This is a genomic window from Mycobacterium sp. Dal123C01, assembly GCF_052566995.1.
Map to the genome: position 1 here is coordinate 2,927,397 of NZ_CP199580.1, position 24,656 is coordinate 2,952,052.

Below are 24,656 nucleotides of genomic sequence, written 5' to 3' on the forward strand. Positions count from 1 at the left end.
GCCCATGTTAGGTGTCCACCACAGTGCGATCTGCACCTCCGATGTCGAACGCTCGCTTCGATTCTGGTGCGACGGCCTGGGCATGAGCCAGCTGATGGACGATCAGTTCACCGGGGATTGGCCAGAACTGTTTGGGGCCGAGACCGATCGGCTGCGGTCGATCTTTCTTGGCGATCCGCAGACACCGGGGGGCGGATTTGTTGAACTCGTGGAGCTGGCGGGCGCCGACGAGGCACTACCGCCAGACGCGGCGCCACGGCACGGATTCTTCCTGCTCTCGCTGCAGCGTGAAGTCGACGAGACGCTCTCCGCCTTGGCCGCACTGGGATTCACTAAGGGTGTTCGCCGCATCGATGTTGCGGCCCCGGACGGAAAGACCGTCACAATGGCGGTGATCACCGCGCCGGACGGGGTGCTCGTCGAGTTGATCGGGCGGGCGAAATGAGCACCGCACTGGTAACCGGCGGCGCCTCCGGGATCGGGCGCGAAGTCGCGGGCCGGCTGCGCGATGCGGGTCACGACGTCGTGGTGTGGGATCTGTCGGATGCCGAGATCGACTGCGATATCAGCGATCCCGGGGCGGTGTCGGCGGCGATGGAACAAACCGTGCGTGAGCATGGTGTGCCCACCCGGGTGGTGACCTGCGCCGCAGTCGGAGCGGCGGGCGTGCTGCTCAAACAATCGCCCTCGGAGTGGGAGCGGGTGCTGGCGGTGAACCTCACCGGCACCTGGTTGACGATTCGTGCGGCAGCGCAGGCCATGGTCGACGCCGGGGTGGGTGGTTCGATCGTCGCGGTGTCCAGCATCAGCGGCTCGATCGCCGATCGCGACATGGGCGCCTATTGCGTGTCGAAGGCCGGCGTGGACATGTTGGTCAAGGTCGCCGCCGTGGAGTGGGGGACACACGGCATCCGGGTGAACGCCGTCGGGCCCGGTGTTACCCGAACGCCGATGTTGCCCAACCCGGAAGCGCTGCCCGGCTGGGTGGAAGGCCTGTCCGAGCGAACAGCGCTGGGCAGCCTGGGCGAAGCCGCCGATGTGGCCGGAGCAATCATCGGTGTGCTCGAATTACCGTGGGTGACAGGCCAGATCGTGCACGCCGACGGTGGTCTGGCCCTGCACAGTCCGATCGACGCATACGGTCAGCTGCAGCGGCTGATGGCACAGAAGAGGTCAGCGAAGGGCGGACCGGGTGACGACTGACGGCGAGGGTAGCGGGGACTTACTCGATCCCGAAATCGATGATGCCCCGGACGATTTTGCCGTTCCGGAGGTCGTCGTAAGCATCGTTGATGTCGTCGAGACGGTAACGCTTAGTGATCATCTCATCGAGCTGGAGCTGCCCGGTCTGGTAGAGCCTGGCCAGCCGGAAGATGTCGGCTTTCGGGTTGCACGAGCCGAATACGGTGCCAGCGAGCGACTTGTTCGACAGGATGAAGTCCTGGAGATCGATCTTGACTGAGCTGGTCAACTGGGAGGTCATGCCGGTCAGCACACAGGTCCCGCCCTTGCGGGTGAGCCGCACCGCGTCGCGGACGTCCTCGGCGACGATCAGGGACGGCGAGACCACGACGGCGTCCGCCATGACTCCGTAGGTCAGGTCGCGCACCAGATCGAGCGCCTCGACCGCAGTTGCGGCGGTGTGGGTGGCGCCGAACTGCAACGCCGACTTCTGCTTGAATTCCACCGGGTCGACGGCGACGATGTATGCCGCACCGCCGACTCGGGCGCCCTGAATCGCGCCCGTGCCGATTCCACCGACACCGATCACGACGACGGTATCGCCCGGTCGCATATTGGAGCGGTTGGCCACCGAACCGAACCCGGTCGGAATCGCGCAGGACAGCAGCGCGCTGGGCGCCAGCGGTAGATGCGGCTCGATCTTCACCAGCGAATTCGTCGATACCACAGTGTGTTTAGCGAACGCGCCGACCTTGGCCAGATGGCCCAGTGGCTTACCTTCGGCGGTGTGATGGCGGTAGGTGCCGTCGGTCGGCATGCCCGGCGTCAGCACGCTGGCACCCATGTCACAGATGTACTCCATACCGCTCGCACACCAGCGGCACTGCCCGCAGACGGCGACAAACGACATCACGACGTGGTCGCCCGGCACGAATTCGGTTACGCCGTCGCCGACTTCACGCACGACACCCGAACCCTCGTGACCGCCGATCATCGGGAACATGGTGGGCAATCCGAGCGAGCGCAGCATCTCGTTGGGCGCCGACATGTCGCCCTTGAGGATGTGGTCGTCGGAGTGGCACATCCCGGCGGCGGCCATCTCGACCAACACCTCGCCGGCGCGCGGCGCGTCCAGTTCGAAATCCTCGACAGACCAGGGCCCGCCGACATCATGCAGGATCGCCGCCCGGCTTTTCATGCTGTCGGGGTGAACGTGACGGGAAGTTTGTTCGGCGACCGGAAGGTGAGGCCGATGATCCTGGACTCCTCGCCGGTGCCGTCGTCGGGAACAAAGGCCAGGTTCGAGACGCGGTCAAGCAGGCTGTCCAACATGACCCGGGTTTCCAGCCGGGCCAAATGCATTCCGAGGCACATGTGGATGCCGCCGGCGAACGCGATGTGGGCCTGGCGCGGTCGCCGGATATCGAAACGATCCGCGTCGGGCCAACGACTTTCGTCGCGGTTCGCCGAGCCCATACACATATCGATCTGTGCGCCGGCAGGGATCGTCTTGCCGCCGATTTCGACTTCTTCGGTGGTGGTCCGCATGACCATGGTCAGCGGCGTCTCGACCCGGAGGCCCTCTTCGATGGCAGCGGGGATCAGCGACCGGTCCTGCCGTACCATCGCCAGTTGCTCAGGGTGGGTCAGAAGCAGGTACAACAGGTTGCCCGACGACCGGTAGGTCGTCTCCAGTCCGGCGGGCAGCAGCAGGCGCAAGAACGCGATGATGGCGTCGTCGGTGAGTTTCTCGCCGTCGATCTCGGCGGCCACCAGGTCGCCGATGATGTCGTCGGTACGTTTGCGGCGGCGCTGCTCGACCTGCTCCAGGAAGTAACCGTGCAGCTCGCTCGCGGCGTTGAGCCCCGCCATGATGTCGGTCGGAATCGAGATGAGGTCAAGCGATAGCCGCCGGAACATGTCGAGATCTTCAGGGGGAAGTCCGAGCAGCACCGAGATGATCCGGGTCGGGAACTCGAACGTCAGGGCCTTCACCAGGTCGGCGTGACAGTCGTGTTTGATTTCGTCGATCAGTTGATCGCAGACCGGCCCGATGACCGACGGCTCCCAGCGTTCTAGCGCGGTGGCCCGGAAGGCCTTCGCGACCAGGCTGCGGTGGTCGTGGTGTTCCTTGCCGCCCATCGCCAGGATGGTGTGGCCCATGACCAAGCCGATCGTCTTTTCATAGGCGGCCGACGTGAAGATCCGGTCGTCGCGGAACGCTTGAAACACACCGTCATAGGCGAACAACACCCACTCGTCGTCCGGCCGCAGCTCCTCGGGCATCTGGGAGTGGTCCCCCAGGGCGCCATGCCAGACCGGATCGGTGCGCCGCATGTATTCGAAGAACGGGTAGGGGCTGGTTTCACCGGTGAAATCGAGGGTGACGGGCTGGCCGACGGGATCGGTGCTTAACGGCATCAGCGCTCCTCCTGAGCAAGCGGTAAGGCCGTTGACGCGGGTCCCTGAGGCCCCCGGCGGCTTCGGCGGGCGTGTCCGAGCGGAATGTCGCTATCATAGTATAAATAGCAACGAAGCCCAACGGCTTGTGATGGTTACCGTAACGGGCACAGTATTGATTTGGGTAGGTCCAGGAGGCGGTGATTCGCAAGTGCCCCAGCGGCGATTCGTGTGCTCCCTCGATGAGCTGCCGCCCGGCAGGATGAAACTGGTCGACGTCGGCAAGTTCGGCGTGGGTGTGTACAACGTGCACGGTGCGCTGTACGCGATAGTGAATTACTGCTCGCATGAAGGAGCGCCGCTATGCCAGGGCTTGCTTGGGGGCACCACCGAATCCGCCCCCGACGAGCCCGGCAGGATGCGCCGGGTGCGTGACGGACAGATCGTGCGATGCCCTTGGCACAATTGGGAATTCGACATCACCACGGGTCAAAACATCGCTGACCCTAGTCGCCGCGTCCGTACCTACCAGGTCGACGTCACCGACGGGGAGGTGTACCTGACCGCATGAACGGGCCCGTCATAGATGCCAACGTGCAACCGCACTTTCGCAACAACGCCGAAATCCGGCGCTATCTCCCCGAAGTCCACCAACTGCGGGCAATCCCCGACGTGGAGCAGCAGTGGTACCAAGCCCCGGGGGGCGATTACCGCCAAGACCTTTACGGCGAGCAGTACCCGGGCTCTGATCCCGCCACCCTGAGCCGCCACTTGTTCGAAGACGCGGGAGTTGACTACGCAATTCTCAACCCGCTGACCCGCGGCAATATCGCCGACTACCTGCTCAACAGCAGTATCTGCGCGGCAGTCAACGACTGGCTGGTGGATCGGTGGCTGGACCCCGACACCTCCAATCGGTTCCGGGGCACCATCCGCGTGAACCCCGAGGACCCCAGGGGAGCGGTCGCCGAGATCGAGCGGCTCGCGGGTCACCCCAAGCTGGTGCAGGTCGGCATTCCGATGCAGTCACGCGAGCCGTACGGCAAGCCGATGTTCGAACCCATCTGGGAGGCCGCCGCCGCCCACGGGCTGCCGGTCGCAGTGCATATCAACGGGGGCAACGGCGTCGACCATGCACCCACGTTCGCCGGGCACGCGCACACCTACCCCGGGTACGCGGCGTTCATGCCGCTGAACTACTTCGTGCACCTGTCCACGCTGATCATCGAGGGCGTGTTCGGCCGGCTACCCGGCCTGAAATTCGTTTTCGCCGACGGCGGCTACGACATCCTCACGCCGCTGATGTGGCGGCTGGACACCTTCTGGTTGTCCATGCGCGACCAGACACCGTGGGTCGATCGCTACCCCAGCGAATACCTGCCCGGCCATGTGCGGTTCTGCTCGTCGGCATTCGACGGGCCGATCGACGCGGCCAACACGCAGCGCTGGATGGAATTCACCAGCAAGACCAACCTGCTGATGTACGGATCGAGCTACCCGCACTGGTCCGCGTCGTCACCGGACGTGGCGGCGGAGGGCCTCGATGCCGCGCAGCGCGACCAGGTGTTGTGGCAAAACGCCAGTGACCTCTACGGGCTTGAAGCAAAGGAGACTGCGCAATGACGACGATCGAACAGGTCGACTCACTGACCGATCAGGCCGACGAAATCGCTGTCACCATCGTCGACACCGACGTGCACCCACTGCCCGTCTCGGCCGATGTGCTCAAGTCGTACGCGCCGGCCGACTGGGTGGACAAGATCTGGCCGACCGGTAACGAGGTCAGCCCCATGTCGTATTTTTACGACACGCCGGATGCGTTCAAGACGTCGTCGCTGCGCATGGACTCGTGGCCGCCCAACGGCGGGGCGGCCGGCAGCGATCCCGACTACGCCGCCAGACAACTGCTTGTCGATGCCGGCGTCAGCATCGCGTCGCTGGAGCCGATGTGCGACGCACAGCTCCCGCAGGCCGAGCACGTGCTGAAATCGACCTACAACGACTGGCTCGCCGATGTCTGGCTGGACAAGCACAACGGACACGGCCGTTGGCGCGGGTCGATTAGCGTCAGCGCCCAGACCCCGGAGCAGGCGGCGCGCGAAGTCGAGCGCTGGGCAGGCCACCCCTACATGGCCCAGGTGTTGATGACACCGCAAACTCGCGGAATCCCGTTCGGCAACCCACATTTCGACCCCCTGTACGAGGCCGCGTCGCGCAACGGGCTCCCCGTTTCCACGCACCTGATGGGGCAAACCCCCTTCGAATTGATCCCGCTGTATCCGGTCGGCAACCCCGCGCATTGGCACGACTTCTTCGCCTCCTGGCCGCTGCTGTACGTGTCGCACCTGATGAGCCTGGTCTTCGACGGCGCGTTCGATCGGCACCCCGACCTGAGGGTGGTCTTCATCGAAGGCGGCTTCACGTGGGCCATGCCGGTGATGTCGCGGATGGACCGGATCTGGGAAGCCCGCCGCGCCGACTTGCCGCACGTGCGTCGCCGCCCGTCGGACTACGTGCGCGAACACGTTCGCTTCACCACCCAGCCGCTGGAAGACACCGACACGGTGGAGTTCCGCGAGTACCTGGAAATGATGGACCTGGGAGACAATCTCATGTTCTCGACGGACTACCCGCACTGGAGTTATGACTCGCCGACGTACGCGATCAACCGGTTCCCCGCCGACCAGCGAGAGCGGATCATGCGCGGCAACGCGACGGCGCTGTACGGGCTCCCGGCAACCGTCAAGGCATTGCCCGGCGAGCGGGCCGCCGCCGCCACCGGCGACGACTGAGTCACCCAAGCCGGCCTGACCGCCGGGCGCAGGGCCCTGAGCAGCTAATACGGCGAGAAATGGTCGGCGCCGGACCGCGTCTTTCACCACCTGGAATCGCTGGTCTACGTTTGAAGATGGTTTCCGACATGGCAGCCCGCCTGACCCGGACGACGAGCCCGCCCAAGAGCCCGGAAGTTGAGAGGGTATGACGCAAACGGATCTGACCCGCCCGCAAGGTATTAACCGCATCGACCCGGTGCTGCGCGATGCCGCGAGCGAGCTGGGCATCGTCGAATTCCGTGCCGAGACGCTGGGCGCCGAGCGAGAGCACGCCAACCGGCTGGCCGCCGAGCGTGCAGCGGTAGTCGACACCGATGGCGTGACCGTCGAATCGCGCTCCATCTCCGGTCCGGGTGGCCAGCAGCTGAACCTTCGCTGCTACCGGGGCGGTATCAAAGGCGCCGCAGGAGCGCCCTTGCTTTTGTACGCGCACGGCGGCGGCTTCGTGACCGGCAACCTGGACAGCGACCACGCGCAGTGCGTGGAACTGGCGCGCGAGGGCGGCTGCCTGGTGGTCTCGGTCGACTACCGGCTGGCACCGGAAAATCCGTGTCCGGCGGCGCTCGACGATGTCGAGGCGGGCTTCTACTACGCCATTCGGAACTGCGCCGAGCTGGACGCGGATCCGAGCCGCGTCGCGGTGATGGGGCGGGATGCGGGTGCCGCCCTGGTCGCGGCCCTGGCCCAGCGCATGTTCGACAACGAGGGTCCACAGATCCTCATGCAGATCCTGCACCAGCCGATGCTCGACAGCGACGCCACGCCGTCGCGGCGCGAGTTTCAGCGCACGCCCGGACTCAACGGTCCCGCGGTGAGTCGCGCGTGGGGCCACTACCTCGGCTCTGACAGCGCCAGCGGTCAACACGTCCCGGCGCACCGGGCGAACCTGGAGGGGCTGCCGCCCACGTTCATCAGCTGCTCCGAGATCGACCCGTGTCGCGACGAAGCCATCGACTATGCCAATCGGCTCCTGCATGCCTTCGTCCACACCGAATTGCACGTCATCGCAGCGACATTCAATGGCTTCGATTCGATGGTGCCGGATTGGGCTGTCTCACAAGAGAACCGGGCTTTGCATGCGCAGTCGGTGCGCCGTGTGTTCGCCATGTAGCGGCTGGATCGGATTATCGACTGAACTCCGGTATCTCTTACGGTAGTGGCGTTTGCTAATATCGAGAACGTGATTCTTGGCGGCGGCGACCAAATGTTCAGGAAGGGTCTGTCGGCATCATGACCGCCGTCGACTCTCCCGAAAAGACACTTTTCGTCTCGACCACGCAATCCTTTCTGCAGAAGGAAGTGCCGCTAAGTCGTGTCCGGGAGCTGCACGCGGCGGCCCTTTCCTTTGATCCGGCCTGGTGGCGGCGTGCCGCCGAACTCGGGTGGACGGGCTTGCTCCTTCCGGAGGAGTTGGGCGGCGGCAGCGTCTCGGAGAGCGGTCTCGCGGATCTGGCCATGGTCGCCGAACAACTCGGCAAGACAGTGGCACCCGGACCGCTGTATCCGGTCAGTGTCGTGCTCACCGCGCTCGCCGAATGCGCCGACGCGCAAAGCCACGCCGCCGTCATCGAGTCGCTGATCTCCGGCGAAACCGTGGCGTCCTGGGCGGTCTCGGAGCCGGGCCGCGGGTGGGCGCCGTTGGACCCGTCAGCGACCGCCACCCAGACCGGTGCCGGCTACCGCATCGACGGCACCAAGGACCGCGTCGAGGCCGGCGCCCAGAGTGCCCTGCTGCTCGTGGTGGCGCGATGTGGCGATCAGATTCGTCAGTTCCTGGTGCCGACGGACGCGCCGGGCGTCCGGATCGAGGCTCAACAGTCAGTCGACCTGGTCAAGCACTATGCGCGAGTGCACTTCGACGGGGTGGATGTGGACGCGTCCGCGGCCGTCGGCAACGCCGCCGAGACCGCCGCGCTGATTGACCGGCAGAGCCAGATCGCTCAGGTGCTGCAGTGCGCCGAAGTGGTCGGCGTCCTGCAAACGGTGTTCGACTTCACCGTCCAGTGGGCGCTGGACCGGCATACTTTCGGCCGCCCGCTGGCGTCGTACCAAGTGCTCAAACACGGCTTCGCGGACATGAAGCTGTGGCTGGAGGCCTGCCGTGCCACCACGGGCGCCGCGGTCGCCGACGTTGCTGACCGCTCACCGACGGCAGGCTTGTCGGCCAGCATCGCCAAGTCCTACGTCGGAGAGATGGCGGGGCGGATCGTGCAGGGTTGCGTACAGATGCACGGCGGTATCGGCGTCACGTGGGAGCACGACCTGCACCTCTACCTGAGGCGAGTTGCGTTGTACCGCTCGTTATTCGGCACGCCGGAGGAGCACAACCTGCGGGTGTATGAGTCAGAGAAAGCCGGCCGTTCCGCAAAATGACGCAAGACCAGATGACGCCGACGGAATCCGTCGCAGAGTTCGCCGCTCGTGCCAGGGCGTGGTTGGCGGACAATCTGCCGGCGATCGATCCCGAGTCGCCACCGCCCGCACCGCGCGACAACGAGGACGCCTGGAAGAGGGCCCGGGAGCTGCAAAAGCGGCTCTACGAAGGCGGATTCGCTGGCATCTGCTTTCCGCGCGAGTATGGCGGTCTCGGTCTGGACTACGCATACCAGAAGGCGTTCGACGCCGAATCGCTCCGCTACGAAATGCCGTTGATCCTCAATACCCCGACCTTCACCATCTGCTGCGCGACGCTGCTCGATACTGGCACCGAAGACCAGAAGAGACTGCACATCGGCGCGGCGCTGCGTGGCGATGAAGTGTTGGTACAGCTGTTGAGTGAACCCAGCGGCGGCTCGGATCTGGCCGGCGTCATCACCCGCGCCGAACGCCAGGGCGACCGCTGGGTGATCAACGGCGCCAAGACCTGGAGCACGAGTGCGTTCGCCGCGGACTATGGACTATGTCTGGCCCGCACCGACTGGGATGTGCCCAAGCACGAAGGGCTCACCATGTTTCTGGTGCCGATCCATCATCCGGGAATCACGTTGCGCCACATCACCATGCTCAGCGGTTCCACTGAGTTTTGCGAGGAGTTCCTCGACGGGGTGGACGTCGGCGACGACGCCGTTGTGGGCGACGTCAATGGTGGTTGGGCGGTGGCGTCGCGGCAGCTGTATCACGAACGGCGGGCGGTCGGGCAGGGTTCAGAGTTCGCCAGCGGCAGCGGCAGCGAGGGCGGCAATTCGAGTCCCGTTGACTACGTTGGCCTTACCGAAAAGACGGGACAGGCCGACAACGAGCGCGTGCGCGAGATGGCGGGCCGCGTGCTCGTGCACCGGGCGGTGGCCGAGCAGCTGATCGATCACGTGTTCCGCAATGTCAGGGACGGTGTGTTGCCGCCGGCCGCCGGGACGCTCATCAGGCTGTTCCACTCCGAGACCGTGACGCTGGACATGGACACCGCGCTGGCCATTTCGGGAGCCGCGTCAGCGGTAGGGGAGATCGGTGAAGGCCTGGAGACCGGGCTGCGCTACCTGTCTCGGCAGAATGTCGCCATCGGTGGTGGCACAACGGAAATGGCCCGCAACGTGATCGGGGAGCGGGTGCTGGGCTTTCCGCGCGAATACGCTGCCGACCGCGGGGTGGCGTTCAATCAGGTGCGGCACGGCCAGACCCGCTGATCGCGGTCTGGTCCGCGCTAATCTTCGGCGAAGACGTTCTCGCTATCACTGCTGACGACGGGTATCTGAACCATCGACAAGATGTGATGCGCGGGGCTTCCGGGCGGGGCGATCAGCATAAAGTTGCCGCCCTGTCTGCGGGCCCGGTCACGGGCGGCGGCCAGCGCGCTGACACCCGCGGATCCAAGGTGGGTGACCCCGCTGAGGTCGATCGTCAAAGGTGCGATGCCCGAACGGCTTTCGACCGCGATCTGGCGATCCAGCGTGGACGCGGTGGTGGAGTCGACGTCACCGCTCACCACGATGTGGCCGGCATTGCGGACGAGTGAGACGAATTCGTTGTCGATGGCACGCCGGTAGGTCGCCCGGCTGACGATCGTGTCGGTGACGAAGTTGGCCGGCCGTGACAGACGGTGCGTCACGCTGGCAGTCGTTCCCTTGTCGCCACGCGTGATGAGCGCCTCGGAAACCAAAGCTTCGGCCATCGCAAGTCCGCGCCCACGACCCTGTTCGCCTTCACGGTGATCCTTCCACTGTCCACGGTCGGTCACCGCGGCATGCAGGTTGCCATCGCCGGACAGCGATGCCTCGACGACAACACCATCCGGAACTTCGGTGCCGTAACCATGTTCGACCGCGTTCTCGACGAACTCTGAGATTGCGTGCACCACGTCGGAGATGTCGTCGGCTTCGGCGCCGATCTCGGAGAGCCAACCGCGAAGCCTGGAGCGGACGGCACGTGCGGCGTGGATCGTCGCGTCCAGCGTCATGTGCAGCGGCGCCGGGGGAGTGCGGCGTTGTGCCGCAAGCAATGTGACGTCATCGTTGTAACCGGTTGAGCGGAGCAGCAATTCGAGCGTCTCCGAACAGATGCGGTCGATGGTTCGCGCCGGTGCATCGATGACAAACCCGCCGATGCCGCCGGCGATGTTGGCGGCCAGGTCGGCGAATTCTGCGGTGCTGGCGCCCAACGGCCGGCCGGGGCGTTCGATCAGGCCGTCGGAATAGAACAAGATCGAGTCGCCGACGCCGAGAACCTCGGTGCGGAGCGGAAACCCGACGCGGCTGCCGAGCGGACCCGCGCCCGAAGGTTCCACGTAGCGTGCGGTCGCTTCGGCGGTCACCAAGAGCGGCGGCGGATGTCCGGCGGTGCAGTACTGGAATTCGCCGGTCGCGTAATCGAGCGAGCCGACGCACAAAGTCGCCGAGTTCGATCCCGGTACCTGCTCATGGAAGCGGTCGACTGCCTCGAGTGCTTCGGCGATGGTGTGGCCCTGCGAGATCTGCATCCGCAGCGCGGTGCGCAATTGCGACATCACCGCCGCGGCTTCCACGCCGTGGCCGACGACGTCGCCCACGACGAGCACCAACCGATCCCCGAGGGGTATCGCATCAAACCAGTCGCCACCGGCCGCGGTGTCCTCGGTGGCGACGAGGTACTGCGCGGTGATGTCGGCCCCGGGAACGACGGGCACAGATGCGGCCAGCAGCGCCTGCTGCATGACGATGGCCGAATCGCGGACGTTGCGGTAACGCTCCGCCAGCTCCTCGATGCGCGCCTCGGCCTCCAATCGCGCCTGTACGCGGCTTGTGACGTCGTCGAAGATGATTTGCACACCCTCGATCGATCGGTCCGGTCGGCGGCGGGGCGTGACGAGAAAGTCGAAGTACCGTTCCTCGACCACGGACCCGTGGAAGGCGGCCTGCAGGCGCCACTCCGCCCCGGACTGCGGCTCGCCGGTCTGATACACCCGGTCCAGCATCTGGAAGATCTGCTGACTCTCCAGCTCGGGATAGACCTCGCGAACCAGCTTTCCCACCGGGCTGAAGCCTGGATTCAAGGCGCGGTAGGCCGCGTTGGCCGCAATAAAGCGATGCTTGGGCCCTTCCAGGCCAATCAGCATCGCGGGGACTTTCTCGAAGGTGCGGCGCACATCGCTTGCCGTACCGACAGTTTCGTCCCAGTCCATTTCGGCCACCATATGGCCGTCCCTCCTACGGAGCCTCCCGCGGACCTTTCCTCTCGGACCGAGAAATCTGAGGATGCGCGGGTCTATTCGACACACGCAAGTAATTAGATTAGCAATGGCTGGCGAGTGCCCGCTGCATCAGTTTGCTAACGGCTGGTGAGTTTGCCGGCAGGCGAGGGGCCCCTCTCACGCAACTGTCGTGGCCAGCGCGGTATCGATGGTCGGATGCAGCGGTAATACGCCGCCGAGATTGCACGCTTGGATCACCCGGGCAACGCCGGGGTCGCAGCTCACCAGGCGCAGCGCGACGCCGCGACTGCGGCAGCGTTCTGATTCGGCAGCCAGGATGGCAAACGCACAGCAACCGATGAAATCAAGCCCATTGATGTCGACGAGGAAAGGGCCCGGTGGGGTAGCGACCGCGGCCGCCTCTTCGACCAGCTGACGCCAGGTGTGCTCGTTGGCGGCGTCGACCTCACCACCCGCGCGGATGATCACCACGGGGCCGCTGCGCTGGGTCACCGCCCTCAACGTGCTGTGCGGATCGCCGAGTTCGGAAACCAGCCGCGCGCTAAGTGTCACTCTGGTCACTGATGACTCGACCGGAGCCAGGTTCATCGTGCGCTCCTAACCGGTCGCGGCGGCGAGACCGTGCTGGATACCGGTCAACGTCTGACGACATCCTTCTTCGGAGGGAGGCTTCTTTTCTATAGCAAGGCAGAAGGCTGCGTCTATAGCCCTCGTCCTGACCAGGACAGACAGTGCTCGCCTCCGAGCGACAACGGTATGTCGCTCAGAGGCGGGCGATGTTCAGTGCCGGATCAGGCGGAGACCGGCTTCTTGGCCGGCTTGGACACCTTCATCAGCTCCATCAGGTTGCCGCCCATGATCTTGGCCTTGTCCTCGTCGCTGAAGTCGGCCAGCTCGTCGACGAAGGTGATCGGGTCTTTCAGGCCCTCGGGGTGCGGCCAGTCGGATCCGAACATCACCCGGTCGGTGCCGACCATGTTGACGATCTCGGTGAACCGGTCCTCCCAGAACGGCGTGATGTAGACGCAGCGCTTGAAGGCCTCGACCGGGTCCTCGCTGAATGCCTGCGGCATCTTCTTGTAGACGCCCTTGAGGCCTTTGAACAGGTCCGGCACCCAGTCGGCGCCGTTTTCAATGGACAGGATGCGCAGCTCGGGGTTGCGGGACAAGGCGCCATGGCAGACCAGGGCGCCCATCGCGTCCAGGATTGGCCGGTGGCCCATCGCAAAGCTCCGGAAGGCGGTCGGCTTGAACGGCAGGAATTCGTCGCCCGGCTCCCAGACGTTGGCGAATTCGGAGTAACCACTGTCGGAGGCATGCATCGAGACAGGGATGCCGGCCTTGATGCAGGCCTGCCAGAACGGGTCGAATTCCTCGAGGCCGAATGACCGGCTGCCACGGTAGCCGGGCACCGGCGCCGGGCGGACCAGCACGGTGCGGGCGCCGCGCTCCAGGCACCACTCGAGTTCCTCGAGCGCACGCTCGACGATCGGCAGAGTGATCACCGGGGTGGCGAAGATGCGGTCCTGGTAGTTGAACGACCATTGCTCATGCATCCACTCGTTGAGCGCGTGGATGACGTCGTGGGTCATCTCCGGGTCGTCCTTCATGCGCTCTTCGACCAGGCTGGCCAGCGTGGGGAACATCAGGGCGTAGTCGATGCCGAGCTCATCCATGACCTCGAGGCGCGCGCCGGGCTCGCGGAAGGCTGGGATCGACTTCATCGGCTCACCCAGGATTTCGCGGTAGGTCTTGCCTTGCGCGCCGTTGCGGAAGTAATCCTCTTGCGCACCCGGCTTGGCGACGACCGAGAAGGTCGGGTTGGGGATGTATTCGCTGATGTGGCCGCGAACCACGATTTTGGTGCGGCCGCGAACCTCCACGTAGTCGATGACGCGCTTGCGATTGTCCGGGAGGAACTTCGTCAGCGCTTCCTGCGGCTCGTACATGTGGTTGTCGGCGTCGAACACGGGGAACGGAAGCTCGCGAGACGGCATGGCGATCTCCTTGAAGGCTGGATTCTCGGAAGGTGGTAATGACGTTACCACTTGTGCACAACAATATGCACCGGGGCTAGATGTCCGCCCGGAGACCAGTTGGTGTCTCGCCGTTGATGATGGCGAAATTCACCGTCGCCGTCGCGGCGACTTCGTCATCGCCTTCGCCGTAAATGTCGATCTGCATGACCATCGCCCGCCGGCCGGCCCGCAGCATCCTGGGCACCGCCAGTGCGGCGCCCTGCCGGATCGGCCGCAGGTAGCGGACGAACAGATCGGCAGTCGTCATGGTGGTGCCCGGCTGCAGATAATCGAGCCCGAACTGCCCGCCCGCGACATCGACGAGGGTGGCGATCAAGCCGCCCTGCAGCGCCCCGGAAGTGTTGACCACATGCGGACTTACCGGCATCGTCATCGCGAATTCGCCATTGCGCGAGCCCGCGCGCATGCCTATCTGCGCGAACAACTCGGCCAGCGAAGGCGTGCTCGTTTCGTCGTCGGTGTCTCCAATGCCCAGCGCGCGGCTGAGGAAGTCGTACAGCTGTCCGGCGTCGACCGGTTTTCCGTTCAATTCGGTGCCCAGCCAATGCAACCGTTGCGCTCCCACCATCGTCTGCATGGCGATCGCGGCCGCGGCCGCGACGTCGAGTCCCGGGTTGAAGACTCCCTCGGTGATGCCTTGGCCCACGACGTCGCGAATCAGCTGATGCAACGGCGACAGCACGCGGGCGTATTCGCGGGGACGCGTCTCGGCCAGATGCTGGTTGTAAAGCCCCAATGCCCGATTGAGGCTGTCCTGGGTGCTTGATTCCGGTTGCTGGCTGATGCGGTCGATCAACAGCTTCAGTGCGGACGTGCTGTCCAGACCGGCGGTCTCGGCGCGCCAGATCACCACCGATTGCGCAATGGTTCGGTCGAACAGCGCGAGCAGCAGCTCGTCCTTGCTGCTGAAATGCTGGTAGAAGGCCCGCAGCGAGGTCTTGGAGCGGGCGACAACCTCTTGCACCGTGAAGTCGGTGCGTCCGGTCTCGCCCAGGATCTCCACGGCTGTCTTGATGAAGCGGTCTCCGCGGGTAACTTCGGCTTCCTCATTGGGGGCGGTCATGAGCGCTGGGTCCCCTTCCGTAGCGCATGCGTGCGCTTCGAGAATGAGGTTACCGCGCGGACCGTCGCGTCGCGTGGGGCCGGCCGGGGCGGCGCGTCCCGGGCCGCCGCGGGACCGGACGGATCGCTAGGTTCGGGTTCTCGTAGGACGCTTCCTGAGTTTGCTGTCGATGGGGGCAGCGACTTCAGCTGAGCACCCGCTTGATCCCGGTGCAACGGGTTCCGTCGATGGTGAGCAGCACCGCACCCATGGCCATCGGCCCCGATGCCAGCTGATAAGGCGGCAATGCGCTGTAGTCCTCGCCGCGGATCTCGGCCACCCAGTGCGCCGGATCGATACCGATGACACCGCCAGTGGCACCGGTCATCCCGACATCGGTGACCAGCGCGGTGCCCCCGGGCAGCAGGTGCAGCGGCAGCGTGGGCTCGTGGGTGTGGGTGCCCAGCACCGCCGCCGCAGTTCCGTCAACGGCGTGGGCGAACGATTGCTTCTCGAAGATGCTCAACCCATGGAAATCCACGATCACTGCACCGCTGCGGTCGATCGACTGCCACGCCGGCCACACTGGCGCGACGTGCTGCGGGTCGGTCAGCCATCGGAAGAACAAGGGAGTCGGCTCGGCGACGGCCGATTTGCTCATCAAGTTGACCACGGTGAAATCGGAGCCCGAGACGCTCAATTGGAGTACCCCGGACCCCGGCACGCCGTCGGGCATGTTGAACGGACGCAATACCTTCGGGTGCGCGAGTACCTTTTCCACCTCGGCCATTTCCCCGTCCCAGGAGTGGTTGCCCCCGGTGATGACGTCGACACCCGACTCCAGCAGGCGTTCGGCCACCTCGGTCGTCAGCCCGAAACCCGTGCGGATCTGTGGCCCGCTGCGCTGTGCGTTCTCTGCGTTGACCACCGCCAGGTCGACCCGGTACTGCTCACGCAGTCCGGGCATCCGCTCACAGACGTAGTCGACCGCAGCCGGACCGACAACATCCCCGAGAAAAAGTACGCGTTGCACCGACCGCTCCCGCCTTCCTCCGGCGGCCCGGCGAATCCGGGCCGACATTCCTTGATGGCCAATCGGTCTACGCACCACGAGTGGCCACCACAGAAAGCCGCGGTTAAGCACAGTGGTTTATCTGACGACACATTCACCGAATAACCAGGTTGTGACCTGCGTCTAAGACACAGGACACACATCCAGCTGACGGGCAGGCACGTTATCCCGTTATTAATTCGCGCGTAAACGGTGTTCGGTTTCGCGGTCGCATCGATCTCGTAACTGAGGAGGTATCCGACGCTTCACCATCAAGGAGTAATAGATGACGCAGACCCTGGATGCTGATGAGCCCGCTGCCCTGACACCGGCCGACCCGATCGAAGAAACCCTCGACAACGCCCCGCTGAGCTTGTTCCACCTCAAAGCGGCGGCAACCGCGGGCGCCGGCTTTTTCACGGACGCTTACGACCTCAACGTCATCGGCACCGTCATCCTGCTAGTCAAGCCGGAGTTCGGACTGAGCTCCGGGCAGGTGGGATTGCTGACCAGCTCGGCACTGCTGGCCGTGGCGATCGGCGCATTCGTGTTCGGCAGGCTTGGCGATCTGCTCGGCCGCCGCACGGTGTACGGCCTCGAAGCCGCCATCATGGTGGTCGGTGCGCTACTGTCCGCGTTCGCGCCGAATTTCACCTGTTTGCTGGTCGCGCGGTTCATCCTCGGCATCGGTATCGGCGGCGATTACCCGGCATCCAGCGTCATCACCACCGAGTACGCCAATCGGTTCAATCGAGGCCGGTTGGTCAGTTTCGCATTCCTGTTCTTCTCGCTGGGGCAGGTCGCCGGCTATCTTGCGTCACTGCTGATCCTGGCCGTGGGAACGCCGCCGGATCTGGCCTGGCGACTCATCCTGGGCCTCGGCGCGCTGCCGGCGCTGCTGGTGCTGTGGAACCGCAGGCACATGCCGGAGTCGCCGCGATGGACGCTTCGGGTCGCCGAGGACCGCGAACGTGCCCACAGCGATCTGTCGTCGTTCTCGGCGAAATCCCCGCTTGCCGGCGCCGCAGGCAAGGCCCGGGTCAGGGTGCGACTCTCCGAGGTGCTGACCAACCGCGCCTTTTTGATCACGCTCATCGGCACCGGAGGCAGCTGGTTCTTCTTCAACATCGCCACCTACGGCAACGCGGTGAGCCAGCCGCTGCTGATCAAGGGCATCTCGCCGTCCACCAACAACATCACCAATGTGGCGATCAACGCCGTGCTGGTGATCTGCTTTGCTCTGGTGGGCGCGCTGGCGGGATTGGCCGTGGTGGACCGGGTGCGCCGCACCACCTTGCAGATCTCGGGGCTGGCGTTGTGCGCGGTGTCGATGCTGCTGATCACCGCCATTCCCGGTCTCACGCATGACGTCACCCTGTTCGCAGCCGTATACGGGCTGTCGTTGTTCGGCACCGCGTTCGGACCGAACTACGCGCTGATCCTGCTCGGCGCGGAGTGCTATCCGACCACGGTGCGCAGCACCGCCCACGGCCTGTCGTCTTGCCTGGGCAAAGTGGGTGGTTTCATCGGCGCTCTCACGATCCCGTTGGTGCTCAGCGGATTCGGGCTGCGCGCGACGACCCTGCTGGCGGGAATCTGTTTTCTGCTCGCGGGTGTGGCGACGCTGGTGCTGCGCGACCCGTCGAGGGTGCCGCTGGACGCCGCCAGCGATGCGATGCGCCGCGGACTGCGCACACCTGTGGCAGATAAGGCCTGAGCGCCGGTACCGCGCTCCGCGTGTGCCGTCACGAAGCGCTATCTGGGTAGGACCCTCACCCGCCGCGGGAGGCGATCATCGCCGACCGATTGACCTTGGTCGCCGCCGTGCGGGGAATCGCGTCGACGAACTCGACCGTCTTCGGGGCCTTGTACGGCGCCAGCCGGCTCTTGGCGTGCTCGATCACCTGCTGTTCGGTGAGCGATGCTCCCTCGGCGGCTTGCACCACGGCATGGACCCGGCGTCCCCACCGCTCGTCAGCGAGCCCGATCACCACGACGTCGGCGATGCCGGGGTGACCGGCGAGCGCGGACTCCACTTCTGCCGGAAAGACATTGGCGCCGCCGCTCACGATCATGTCGACCCGGCGGTCCACGAGGTAAAGGAAGCCATCCTCGTCGACGTGGCCGATGTCGCCGGCCGAGCGAAAGCCGTCGTCGGTCGAAGGCAGCGGCGGCGCCCCGCCGAGATAGCGATATCCCGCGCTCATCGGCGCCCGCAGGTAGATGTCGCCGTCTTCACCGGTGGGTACCGGGTTTTTGTCGGCGTCCAGAATTCGGATCTCGGTGTCCCGGAAGCCGCGACCGACGCTGCCGGGGTGAGCCAGCCACTCGTCGCCGCGCAACGCGGTGAGCCCGAGATTCTCTGTCATGCCGTACGCCGTCACAATCTGCTCGGGACTTAGCAGCTCGAACCAGGTATGCAATAGCGAGGGCGGCATCACCGCGGCGCCCTGCAGAACGAAGACGACGCTGGACAAGTCGCGCTGCCGAACGTCGGGTCGCGCCGCGATGCGCGCCAGCATCGTCGGCGTGGCGGTGAAGTTGGTGATCCGATAACGTTCGATCACGTCCAAAACCAATGCCGCATCGAACTTTTCGAGTATGACCAGGTGGTCGCCGGACAATAGGAAGAGAAACGTCGCGAAGCCGTTGGTGTGATACATCGGCGCGGGCACCATGATGGTCTGTGGCTGCGCCACCGGTGTCCAGTTCGCCATGAACGGTTCGCCCTGTGTGGGAATCCATAGCGACGGCGCCAGGTTGAGGATCACCTTGGGTACGCCGGTCGAACCGCTGCTGCAGATTCCGTTGGCGGTGGGAGACACGGCGGTGGGCAGCGCCTCCCGGGATTCGCCGGCCGCGCGCGTCTCGAGGTCCCAGCGGGTCCGTTCGTCGACGACGACGGCGGGGTTGATCACCTCGCGGACCCGGTCTCGCTCCCATTCGGGCAGATCCCAGTGCATAGGAATCGGAACCGCGCCGATCTTCCAGCAGCCCAGGGTGGCCAGTACCAGATGCTGTGAATTTGGAATCGCCAGTGCAACAAGGGAACCCGTCTGTGCGCCGGCGGCAGCCAGGGCCCGGCCCCACTGGTTGGCGCGGGCTTCGAGCTCACCGAAGGTCAACGCCTGGGCGGTGCCGTCGAGCGCGATATTGGTCACGGCGGCGTCGTCGTGCCGCTCCGAAGCGAGTTCGGCCAGTTTGGTGCCGAACGGGATGCCGTCTTCGAATGGGTTGGGCGCTTGGGACTCGAGCGGTTCGACCTGACTCACGCCGATTTCACCGGCTCGCTGAACAGGGTCTCCAGGGAACCGTCGCGGACGTCGGAAATCAGGCGCAGCCCGAGCGCCTCGGCGCCCAGCGGCAACCGGATCAGCGGCTGGGTGTGCCGGTCGAGCACGCTGACGTCAGACTCGTCGCAGAAGCCCAAGGCGCCCAGCAATTGGTGGGAGGTGCGCAGCACTTGCCGTGCGGTGTCGGTGGCTTTGAATCGGAGCACCAGCGCGTCGGCCGAATGCACCTGCACCGGCAGCGATTCCGGTCGGCAAATGGTGTATTTCGCGAGCTCGTGCAGTCCGCGTACCGCGACCGAGGCATCCGCGACGGCGAACCGGACGGTCTGGAAGTCCGCCAGCGGCTTGCCGAACTGGATGCGGGCCTGGACATGCTCAGTGACGATCTGCAGCGAGCGCTGCATTGCTCCCAGAATCCGCCATGACCCCAGCACGAGATGAAGATTAACGTCGGCGGCCGGGACTGTCCCGTCGGGTGCGCTTAATGAGGCCGGCACCAGGAAGGGTCCCAGTTTGGCGTTGGTCCGCGACGCCAGCTGCAGCTGGTACCGGTTGCCATCGAGGTCGGCGGCGATCCAGTCGCCGGGCAGATCGCCGTGGTCGATGCGCGGCGCCTCGGGGTTGACCAGGGCGAGCCGGGCCCCGTCGATGGCCAGCAACTCTTCGACCAGGGGATAGGGCAGCGCGTGCGCCCCGGCGGCTTGGCACAGCACGGCCGCGGCCAGCACGTCGTCGGGCCCGGACCGAACATCGAGCTCGAACGCACCGAGCTCGCTCAGGGCACCCCGCGCGGCGTCCCGAACGCTGTCGTCGGTCTCGGCCCGCACCGCGGCCTGCGGTCCGCCCAGCCGGTCGAATCGCTTGGTCGCGACCGCCGCGAAGTCGCTAATATCTTGTGGCAGTGTGGTTTTCATCGGCGTTCTCCCAGAGCGTCTCGTGCTACCAGCATGCGCTGCACCTCGATGGTGCCGGATGCCACGGTGGCCGCTTGTGCGTAGCGCCAATGGTCTTCGATCGCCCCGTGCAGTGCCGCTGACGTGCCGCTGTCCAGCCCGGTGGGGCCCAGCACGTCGAACAGCAGCTCGGCGACCTGCTGGTCGCAGGTGGTGGTGGCGATGCGCGCGGCGCTGGCCGCCGCACCGGCCGAGGGATCGTCCTGCAGCGACACGGCGCGGTAGGCCAGCAGCCTGGCCACTCGTAGGTCGACAAGTGCCCGGACCCACCTGGCCCGAAGCGATTCGGGTAGTTGGTCCCAGTCATCGCCGAGCTCGCTCTGCATTCGATGCAGCAGCGACTCGCAGCGCGCGTAGCGCGCGATGCCCACGCGTTCGAACGCGAGCGCTTCGCGCATCACGCGCCAGCCGTCACCCGGCTCACCGAGCACGTCGCCGGGGAACGCCGGCACGTCGTCTAAGAACATCTCGTTGAGGTGATGAGGGCCCAGCATCGATGGGATCCCCCGTACCGTGAAACCCTCACGGTCCATCGGGATCAGAAAGAGCGTGAGTCGCTTGTGTTTTGGGGCATCGGGATCGGTGCACGTCGCCAGTACGCACCACGACGCCATCTGCGCATACGACGTCCACACCTTCTGGCCGGTGATGCGCCAACCTTCCCCGTCCGGCACCGCTCGCGTGCGCAACGACACCAGGTCGGATCCGGCTTCTGGTTCGGAAAAGCCTTGGCACCAAATGACATCACCGGAAGCGATGGCCGCCAGGTGCTTGGCCTTCTGCTCCTCGGTGCCGTAGCGCATCAAGGCCGGACCGACCCAGTTGACCCCCATGTACTGCGGACCCCGGGGCTCGTGCTGAGCCCACATCTCCTCGCGCAGCACCGTCTGCTGCCAGACCGAACCACCGCCGCCGCCATGCTCTTTCGGCCAGGCGAGCGCCAGCAGTCCCTCGGCGGCCAGCAGTTTGCAGAACGTCTCCGTGGTGGCCAGGTCCTCCGGATCCTCGGTGCAGGCGCCGAGAAAATCAGCTGGGACGTGTTTGGCGATCAACTCCCGCAGCCGGTGTCGCAGTTCGACGGCGTCGTCACCGAGGTCGTAGTCCATCGTTATCCCTTCGGCAGCCCGAGCAGTCGCTCGGCGATGATGTTGCGCTGCACCTCCGACGTTCCGCCGTAGATCGTGGCGGCAAGCGCGTCCTGGCGTTCGAACAGCAGATCCGGATCGCTGGCCGAGCGCGCTCCCTCGGCGGCGGCCGCGAGTTCCCAAACCCGTTGCAAAGTAACCGATCCAAGCAGCTTCATGATGTCGGCTTCCGGACTGGGCCGCCCGGCCAATTCGTTGCCCAGCGCGCGGTATCCGGTGGCCCGTAGCGCTTCGGCGTCGGCGAGTAGCGACCCGAGTTCTGCGCACAGATCCTGGCCGTCCTCGGCTGCGCCATGACGTGCCCCGCGCACGGCGTCGAGTCCGCGCTTGATCTCGACCCAGTTCATGATCCAGATCATCTGGCGCTCGTGGTGCAGCGACGACAGTGCGACGTTCCAGCCGCCGTTCACCGGTCCCAGCAGGTTTTCGGCGAGGACCTCGACGTCGTCGAGGAAGACCTCGCAGAAGGTCTCATCGGAGATCGACGACATACGGATGGGTTCGATCCGCACGCCTGGGGATTGCAGATCCAGGATCAGGCACGAGATGCCACGGTGCTTCGGCGCGTCGGGATCGGTGCGTGCATATAACGTGCACCACCGCGATTCGTGAGCCTGCGTGGTCCAGATCTTGTGACCGTTGACCCGGAATACGTCACCGTCGCGCTCGGCACGGGTGCGCAGGCCGGCGAAATCCGATCCGGCTTCCGGTTCGGACATGCCCAGTGCCCACCATTCGTCGCCACGAAGCACGGGCACCAGCAGACGCTCGATCTGGGCGGGTGTGCCGAACTGGCGGATACCGGGCGCGGCGACGCCGGGCCCCTGAATGTTGGGCAGCTTGGGCGCCGACCGCAGCGCGCCTTCGATCCGGATCTCCATCGCGTCGCGCAAGCCCAGCGATCGACCACCGTGCTCGCGGGGCCAGGTCGGCTGCAGCCACCCGCCCTCGAAGGCGGCCCGCTGGTAATCGCGGCGCAGCGGGATATCCCACCGATACCGGCGGTAGTTCTCGTAGTAGTCGTCCGGCAGGAACGCCGCCAGCCAGTCGACGAACTCGGCGACCACCTCGGACGGAGTCGTTGCGCTTGTCATGCGGCGCCTCCGAGGAAGCGGCAGCCGACCTCGTGGTAGAGCGCGCGACTGTCACCCAACAGCGCCGCACCCTGCCAGGCATGCCGGACGTAGAGGTGTATGTCGTGCTCCCAGGTCTGCGCGAGCGCGCCGTGCACCTGGACCGCGGTACGCGCACAGCTGGCCGCTGCGTCGCCGGCCGCCGCCTTGGCCAGCGCCGCGGCGGTCCAGGCATCCGCGGGTGCGGTGTTCGGATCGGCGAGGCGAGCCGCGGCCGCGTAGGTGAGGCTGCGGGCGCGCTCCACGCCGACGTAGTTGTCGGCCAGCGCGTGCTTGATTCCCTGGAATGCCCCGATCGGCGCACCGAACTGGCGGCGCGACTTCGCGTGCTCCACCGAGCGGTGCAAGGCGGCGCTGGCCACGCCGAGAAGATCGGCGGCGGCGGCCACCAACGGTGCCGTCAGCGCGGATTCGAGGTCGACGGGCGCGGAGGCCAAGGGTTCGGTGTCGATCTCGACGTCGGCCACCGGTTGGGCGGGATCGGTTGACTCGCCCGCCAGGATCGTCACGCCGTCGCCGCCGCGGACTGCCACGGCCACGTACCCGTCGAGGGACTTGGCCAGCGTGACGATCAGGTCTGCCCGAGACACGTTGGGGACCGCGACCGCGCGCCCGCGCACCCGTCCGTGGCGCAACGTCATCGGTGCCCCGCCCAGCCGAGATCCTTTGGCGTGCACCGCCAGCGTGGCCACGACCCCGCCGGCGATCTCGGTGAGCACCGCGTCCAGCCCGCACGCACGCAAGACGCCCGCGGCCAGCCCGACGCTGCTGAGCAACGGAATTGGCGCCAGCGCAGCGCCGCACTCCTCAAGAACCACTGCCAGCTCGACGGGTCCGTAGTCGCCGTCGCCGGGTGCGGCCAGTTCGGTCCAACCGAGGTCGACTACCGTCTTCCACAGACTGCGCCAGCGATCCGGATCCGTGAGGGCCTGCCGGGCGGCATCGGGAGGACATTCGGTGCGCAAGATGTCGCGCACGGTGTCACGCAGCGACAGCTGATCCGAAGTCAGTCCGACATCCATAAGACCCCTAACATAATAAAGATAGTAAACTAGCGACGCTGTTGCAATCGGGACGAGCCTAGGTGGGCGCATGGTCGAGTGGTATCTGTTCCTGCCGCAGGTGCGGTTGTCGGTCGGCGACATCACGGAGCGGGCCCGCCATGCCGAGGCCAGTGGCTTCGACGGGATGGCATTCATCGATCATCTCGAGGCGCCGGGGTTGCCCGGCGAAAGCATTTGGGAGGCAATGGCCGTCGCCACCTGGGTGGCGGCCAAGACCGAGCGGCTGCGCATCGGTCATCTGGTGCTGTGCGACGCCTTTCGGCATCCCGCCGTGCTCGCCAAGCAAGCCGTCACCTTGTCGGACGCCTCGGACGGCAGGTTCGATCTGGGCCTCGGGTCGGGATCCTGGCCCGCCGAGTTCACCAGATTCGATGTCGGTCAGCAGGATCCGGTGGCCCGCGTTCAGCAGCTCGGGCGTCACCTGGCCCTGATCAGGCAGTACTGGGGCGATGAAACCAAAGAGGCCTCCGACGAGGACGACGCGGTTCAGTTGCCGCGGCGCAACCATCCGATACCGCTGGTTCTGGGTGGCAGCGGACCCCGCATCATGGAACTCGTTCGCAATTACGCGGATTGGTGGAACCTGCAGGCCAACCACATCGATCGGTTGCCCAAGCTGGCCCCGGCAGCGGGAAGCGCCAGGATCTCGGTTCAGCAGATGATCGGCTTCGCCCGGTCGGGCGCCGACCCCGACACTGTGCGCGAGGTGAGCACTCGTCGATTCGGCAACCTAGGCTCCGGGCTGGTCTGCGGCGATGCCGACCAGCTGACCCAGCACTTCGCGGGTCTGGCCGCCCAGCGGGTCGAGCGCTTCTACGTCTGGTTCGCCGATTTCGCGAACCCGGAATCCCTGCACGAGTTCGGCGAAACGGTGATCAAGGCGTTCCCCGCGTCGTAGCC

The 24,656-nt window shown here is 65.6% G+C and carries 22 protein-coding genes; 10 read left to right on the forward strand and 12 right to left on the reverse strand.

Going from position 1 to position 24,656, the window contains the following annotated elements:
* Positions 1–4: 4 nt before the first annotated feature.
* Positions 5–445 carry a VOC family protein gene (locus ACTXG5_RS14000; RefSeq protein WP_445164196.1) on the forward strand — a complete coding sequence of 147 codons (441 nt, stop codon included), beginning with the start codon at positions 5–7 and terminating at the stop codon, positions 443–445.
* Positions 442–1,203: an SDR family NAD(P)-dependent oxidoreductase gene (locus ACTXG5_RS14005; RefSeq protein WP_445164197.1), complete on the forward strand. Its 762-nt coding sequence runs from the start codon at positions 442–444 to the stop codon at positions 1,201–1,203. The genes ACTXG5_RS14000 and ACTXG5_RS14005 overlap by 4 nt, the downstream gene beginning before the upstream one ends.
* 19 nt (positions 1,204–1,222) lie before the next feature.
* Here the strand turns inward: ACTXG5_RS14005 and ACTXG5_RS14010 are convergent, their stop codons facing one another.
* Positions 1,223–2,380: a Zn-dependent alcohol dehydrogenase gene (locus ACTXG5_RS14010; RefSeq protein WP_445164198.1), complete on the reverse strand. Its 1,158-nt coding sequence runs from the start codon at positions 2,378–2,380 to the stop codon at positions 1,223–1,225.
* Positions 2,377–3,603, reverse strand: a complete 1,227-nt coding sequence (locus tag ACTXG5_RS14015; protein ID WP_445164199.1) for a cytochrome P450 — start codon at positions 3,601–3,603, stop codon at positions 2,377–2,379. The genes ACTXG5_RS14010 and ACTXG5_RS14015 overlap by 4 nt, the downstream gene beginning before the upstream one ends.
* Positions 3,604–3,793: 190 nt before the next feature.
* Here ACTXG5_RS14015 and ACTXG5_RS14020 point away from each other — a divergent pair, with 190 nt between their 5' ends.
* The 6 genes from ACTXG5_RS14020 (at position 3,794) to ACTXG5_RS14045 (ending at position 10,036) form a co-directional block, all read left to right on the forward strand.
* A complete protein-coding gene (locus ACTXG5_RS14020) occupies positions 3,794–4,153 on the forward strand; it encodes a Rieske (2Fe-2S) protein (RefSeq protein ID WP_445164200.1) in 360 nt (119 codons plus the stop codon).
* Positions 4,150–5,205, forward strand: coding sequence for an amidohydrolase family protein (locus ACTXG5_RS14025; protein ID WP_445164201.1), 1,056 nt, complete (start codon positions 4,150–4,152; stop codon positions 5,203–5,205). The genes ACTXG5_RS14020 and ACTXG5_RS14025 overlap by 4 nt, the downstream gene beginning before the upstream one ends.
* A complete protein-coding gene (locus ACTXG5_RS14030) occupies positions 5,202–6,374 on the forward strand; it encodes an amidohydrolase family protein (RefSeq protein ID WP_445164202.1) in 1,173 nt (390 codons plus the stop codon). The genes ACTXG5_RS14025 and ACTXG5_RS14030 overlap by 4 nt, the downstream gene beginning before the upstream one ends.
* Positions 6,375–6,561: 187 nt before the next feature.
* A complete protein-coding gene (locus tag ACTXG5_RS14035; protein ID WP_445164203.1) occupies positions 6,562–7,527 on the forward strand; it encodes an alpha/beta hydrolase in 966 nt (321 codons plus the stop codon).
* Positions 7,528–7,646: 119 nt separating this feature from the next.
* Positions 7,647–8,789, forward strand: coding sequence for an acyl-CoA dehydrogenase family protein (locus ACTXG5_RS14040; protein WP_445164204.1), 1,143 nt, complete (start codon positions 7,647–7,649; stop codon positions 8,787–8,789).
* Positions 8,790–8,800: 11 nt separating this feature from the next.
* A complete protein-coding gene (locus tag ACTXG5_RS14045; RefSeq protein ID WP_445164417.1) occupies positions 8,801–10,036 on the forward strand; it encodes an acyl-CoA dehydrogenase family protein in 1,236 nt (411 codons plus the stop codon).
* A 17-nt stretch (positions 10,037–10,053) separates the two neighbouring features.
* Here the strand turns inward: ACTXG5_RS14045 and ACTXG5_RS14050 are convergent, their stop codons facing one another.
* The 5 genes from ACTXG5_RS14050 to ACTXG5_RS14070 all read right to left on the reverse strand — a co-directional run bounded on the left by ACTXG5_RS14050 (position 10,054) and on the right by ACTXG5_RS14070 (position 16,150).
* Positions 10,054–12,018 carry a SpoIIE family protein phosphatase gene (locus ACTXG5_RS14050; protein WP_445164205.1) on the reverse strand — a complete coding sequence of 655 codons (1,965 nt, stop codon included), beginning with the start codon at positions 12,016–12,018 and terminating at the stop codon, positions 10,054–10,056.
* A 174-nt stretch (positions 12,019–12,192) separates the two neighbouring features.
* Complete coding sequence (locus ACTXG5_RS14055; protein WP_445164206.1) at positions 12,193–12,624, reverse strand: anti-sigma factor antagonist; 432 nt, start codon at positions 12,622–12,624, stop codon at positions 12,193–12,195.
* A gap of 203 nt (positions 12,625–12,827) precedes the next feature.
* Positions 12,828–14,033, reverse strand: coding sequence for an amidohydrolase family protein (locus tag ACTXG5_RS14060; protein ID WP_445164207.1), 1,206 nt, complete (start codon positions 14,031–14,033; stop codon positions 12,828–12,830).
* 76 nt (positions 14,034–14,109) lie between these two features.
* Positions 14,110–15,138: a hotdog fold thioesterase gene (locus tag ACTXG5_RS14065; protein WP_445164208.1), complete on the reverse strand. Its 1,029-nt coding sequence runs from the start codon at positions 15,136–15,138 to the stop codon at positions 14,110–14,112.
* A gap of 184 nt (positions 15,139–15,322) precedes the next feature.
* Positions 15,323–16,150, reverse strand: a complete 828-nt coding sequence (locus ACTXG5_RS14070; protein WP_445164209.1) for a YmdB family metallophosphoesterase — start codon at positions 16,148–16,150, stop codon at positions 15,323–15,325.
* Between the two features lie 304 nt (positions 16,151–16,454).
* Here ACTXG5_RS14070 and ACTXG5_RS14075 point away from each other — a divergent pair, with 304 nt between their 5' ends.
* On the forward strand, positions 16,455–17,885 hold the full coding sequence (locus tag ACTXG5_RS14075; protein ID WP_445164210.1) for an MFS transporter: 1,431 nt from the start codon (positions 16,455–16,457) through the stop codon (positions 17,883–17,885).
* 55 nt (positions 17,886–17,940) lie between these two features.
* Here ACTXG5_RS14075 and ACTXG5_RS14080 read toward each other — a convergent pair whose 3' ends face one another.
* Genes ACTXG5_RS14080 through ACTXG5_RS14100 form a run of 5 tightly spaced genes read right to left on the reverse strand, consistent with a single transcriptional unit; the run spans position 17,941 to position 23,714 of the window.
* Positions 17,941–19,440, reverse strand: coding sequence for a class I adenylate-forming enzyme family protein (locus ACTXG5_RS14080; protein ID WP_445159404.1), 1,500 nt, complete (start codon positions 19,438–19,440; stop codon positions 17,941–17,943).
* Positions 19,437–20,375, reverse strand: coding sequence for an acyl-CoA dehydrogenase family protein (locus ACTXG5_RS14085; protein ID WP_445159405.1), 939 nt, complete (start codon positions 20,373–20,375; stop codon positions 19,437–19,439). Before ACTXG5_RS14085 ends, ACTXG5_RS14080 begins: the two co-directional genes overlap by 4 nt.
* Complete coding sequence (locus ACTXG5_RS14090; RefSeq protein ID WP_445159406.1) at positions 20,372–21,520, reverse strand: acyl-CoA dehydrogenase family protein; 1,149 nt, start codon at positions 21,518–21,520, stop codon at positions 20,372–20,374. Before ACTXG5_RS14090 ends, ACTXG5_RS14085 begins: the two co-directional genes overlap by 4 nt.
* A 2-nt stretch (positions 21,521–21,522) precedes the next feature.
* A complete protein-coding gene (locus tag ACTXG5_RS14095) occupies positions 21,523–22,653 on the reverse strand; it encodes an acyl-CoA dehydrogenase family protein (RefSeq protein WP_445159407.1) in 1,131 nt (376 codons plus the stop codon).
* Positions 22,650–23,714, reverse strand: a complete 1,065-nt coding sequence (locus ACTXG5_RS14100) for an acyl-CoA dehydrogenase family protein (RefSeq protein ID WP_445159408.1) — start codon at positions 23,712–23,714, stop codon at positions 22,650–22,652. The genes ACTXG5_RS14095 and ACTXG5_RS14100 overlap by 4 nt, the downstream gene beginning before the upstream one ends.
* A 70-nt stretch (positions 23,715–23,784) precedes the next feature.
* Between ACTXG5_RS14100 and ACTXG5_RS14105 the strand changes: the two genes are divergently transcribed.
* The gene (locus tag ACTXG5_RS14105; protein ID WP_445159409.1) at positions 23,785–24,654 is read left to right on the forward strand and encodes an LLM class flavin-dependent oxidoreductase; all 870 of its coding nucleotides are present in this window, start codon (positions 23,785–23,787) and stop codon (positions 24,652–24,654) included.
* The last annotated feature ends 2 nt before the right edge of the window (positions 24,655–24,656 follow it).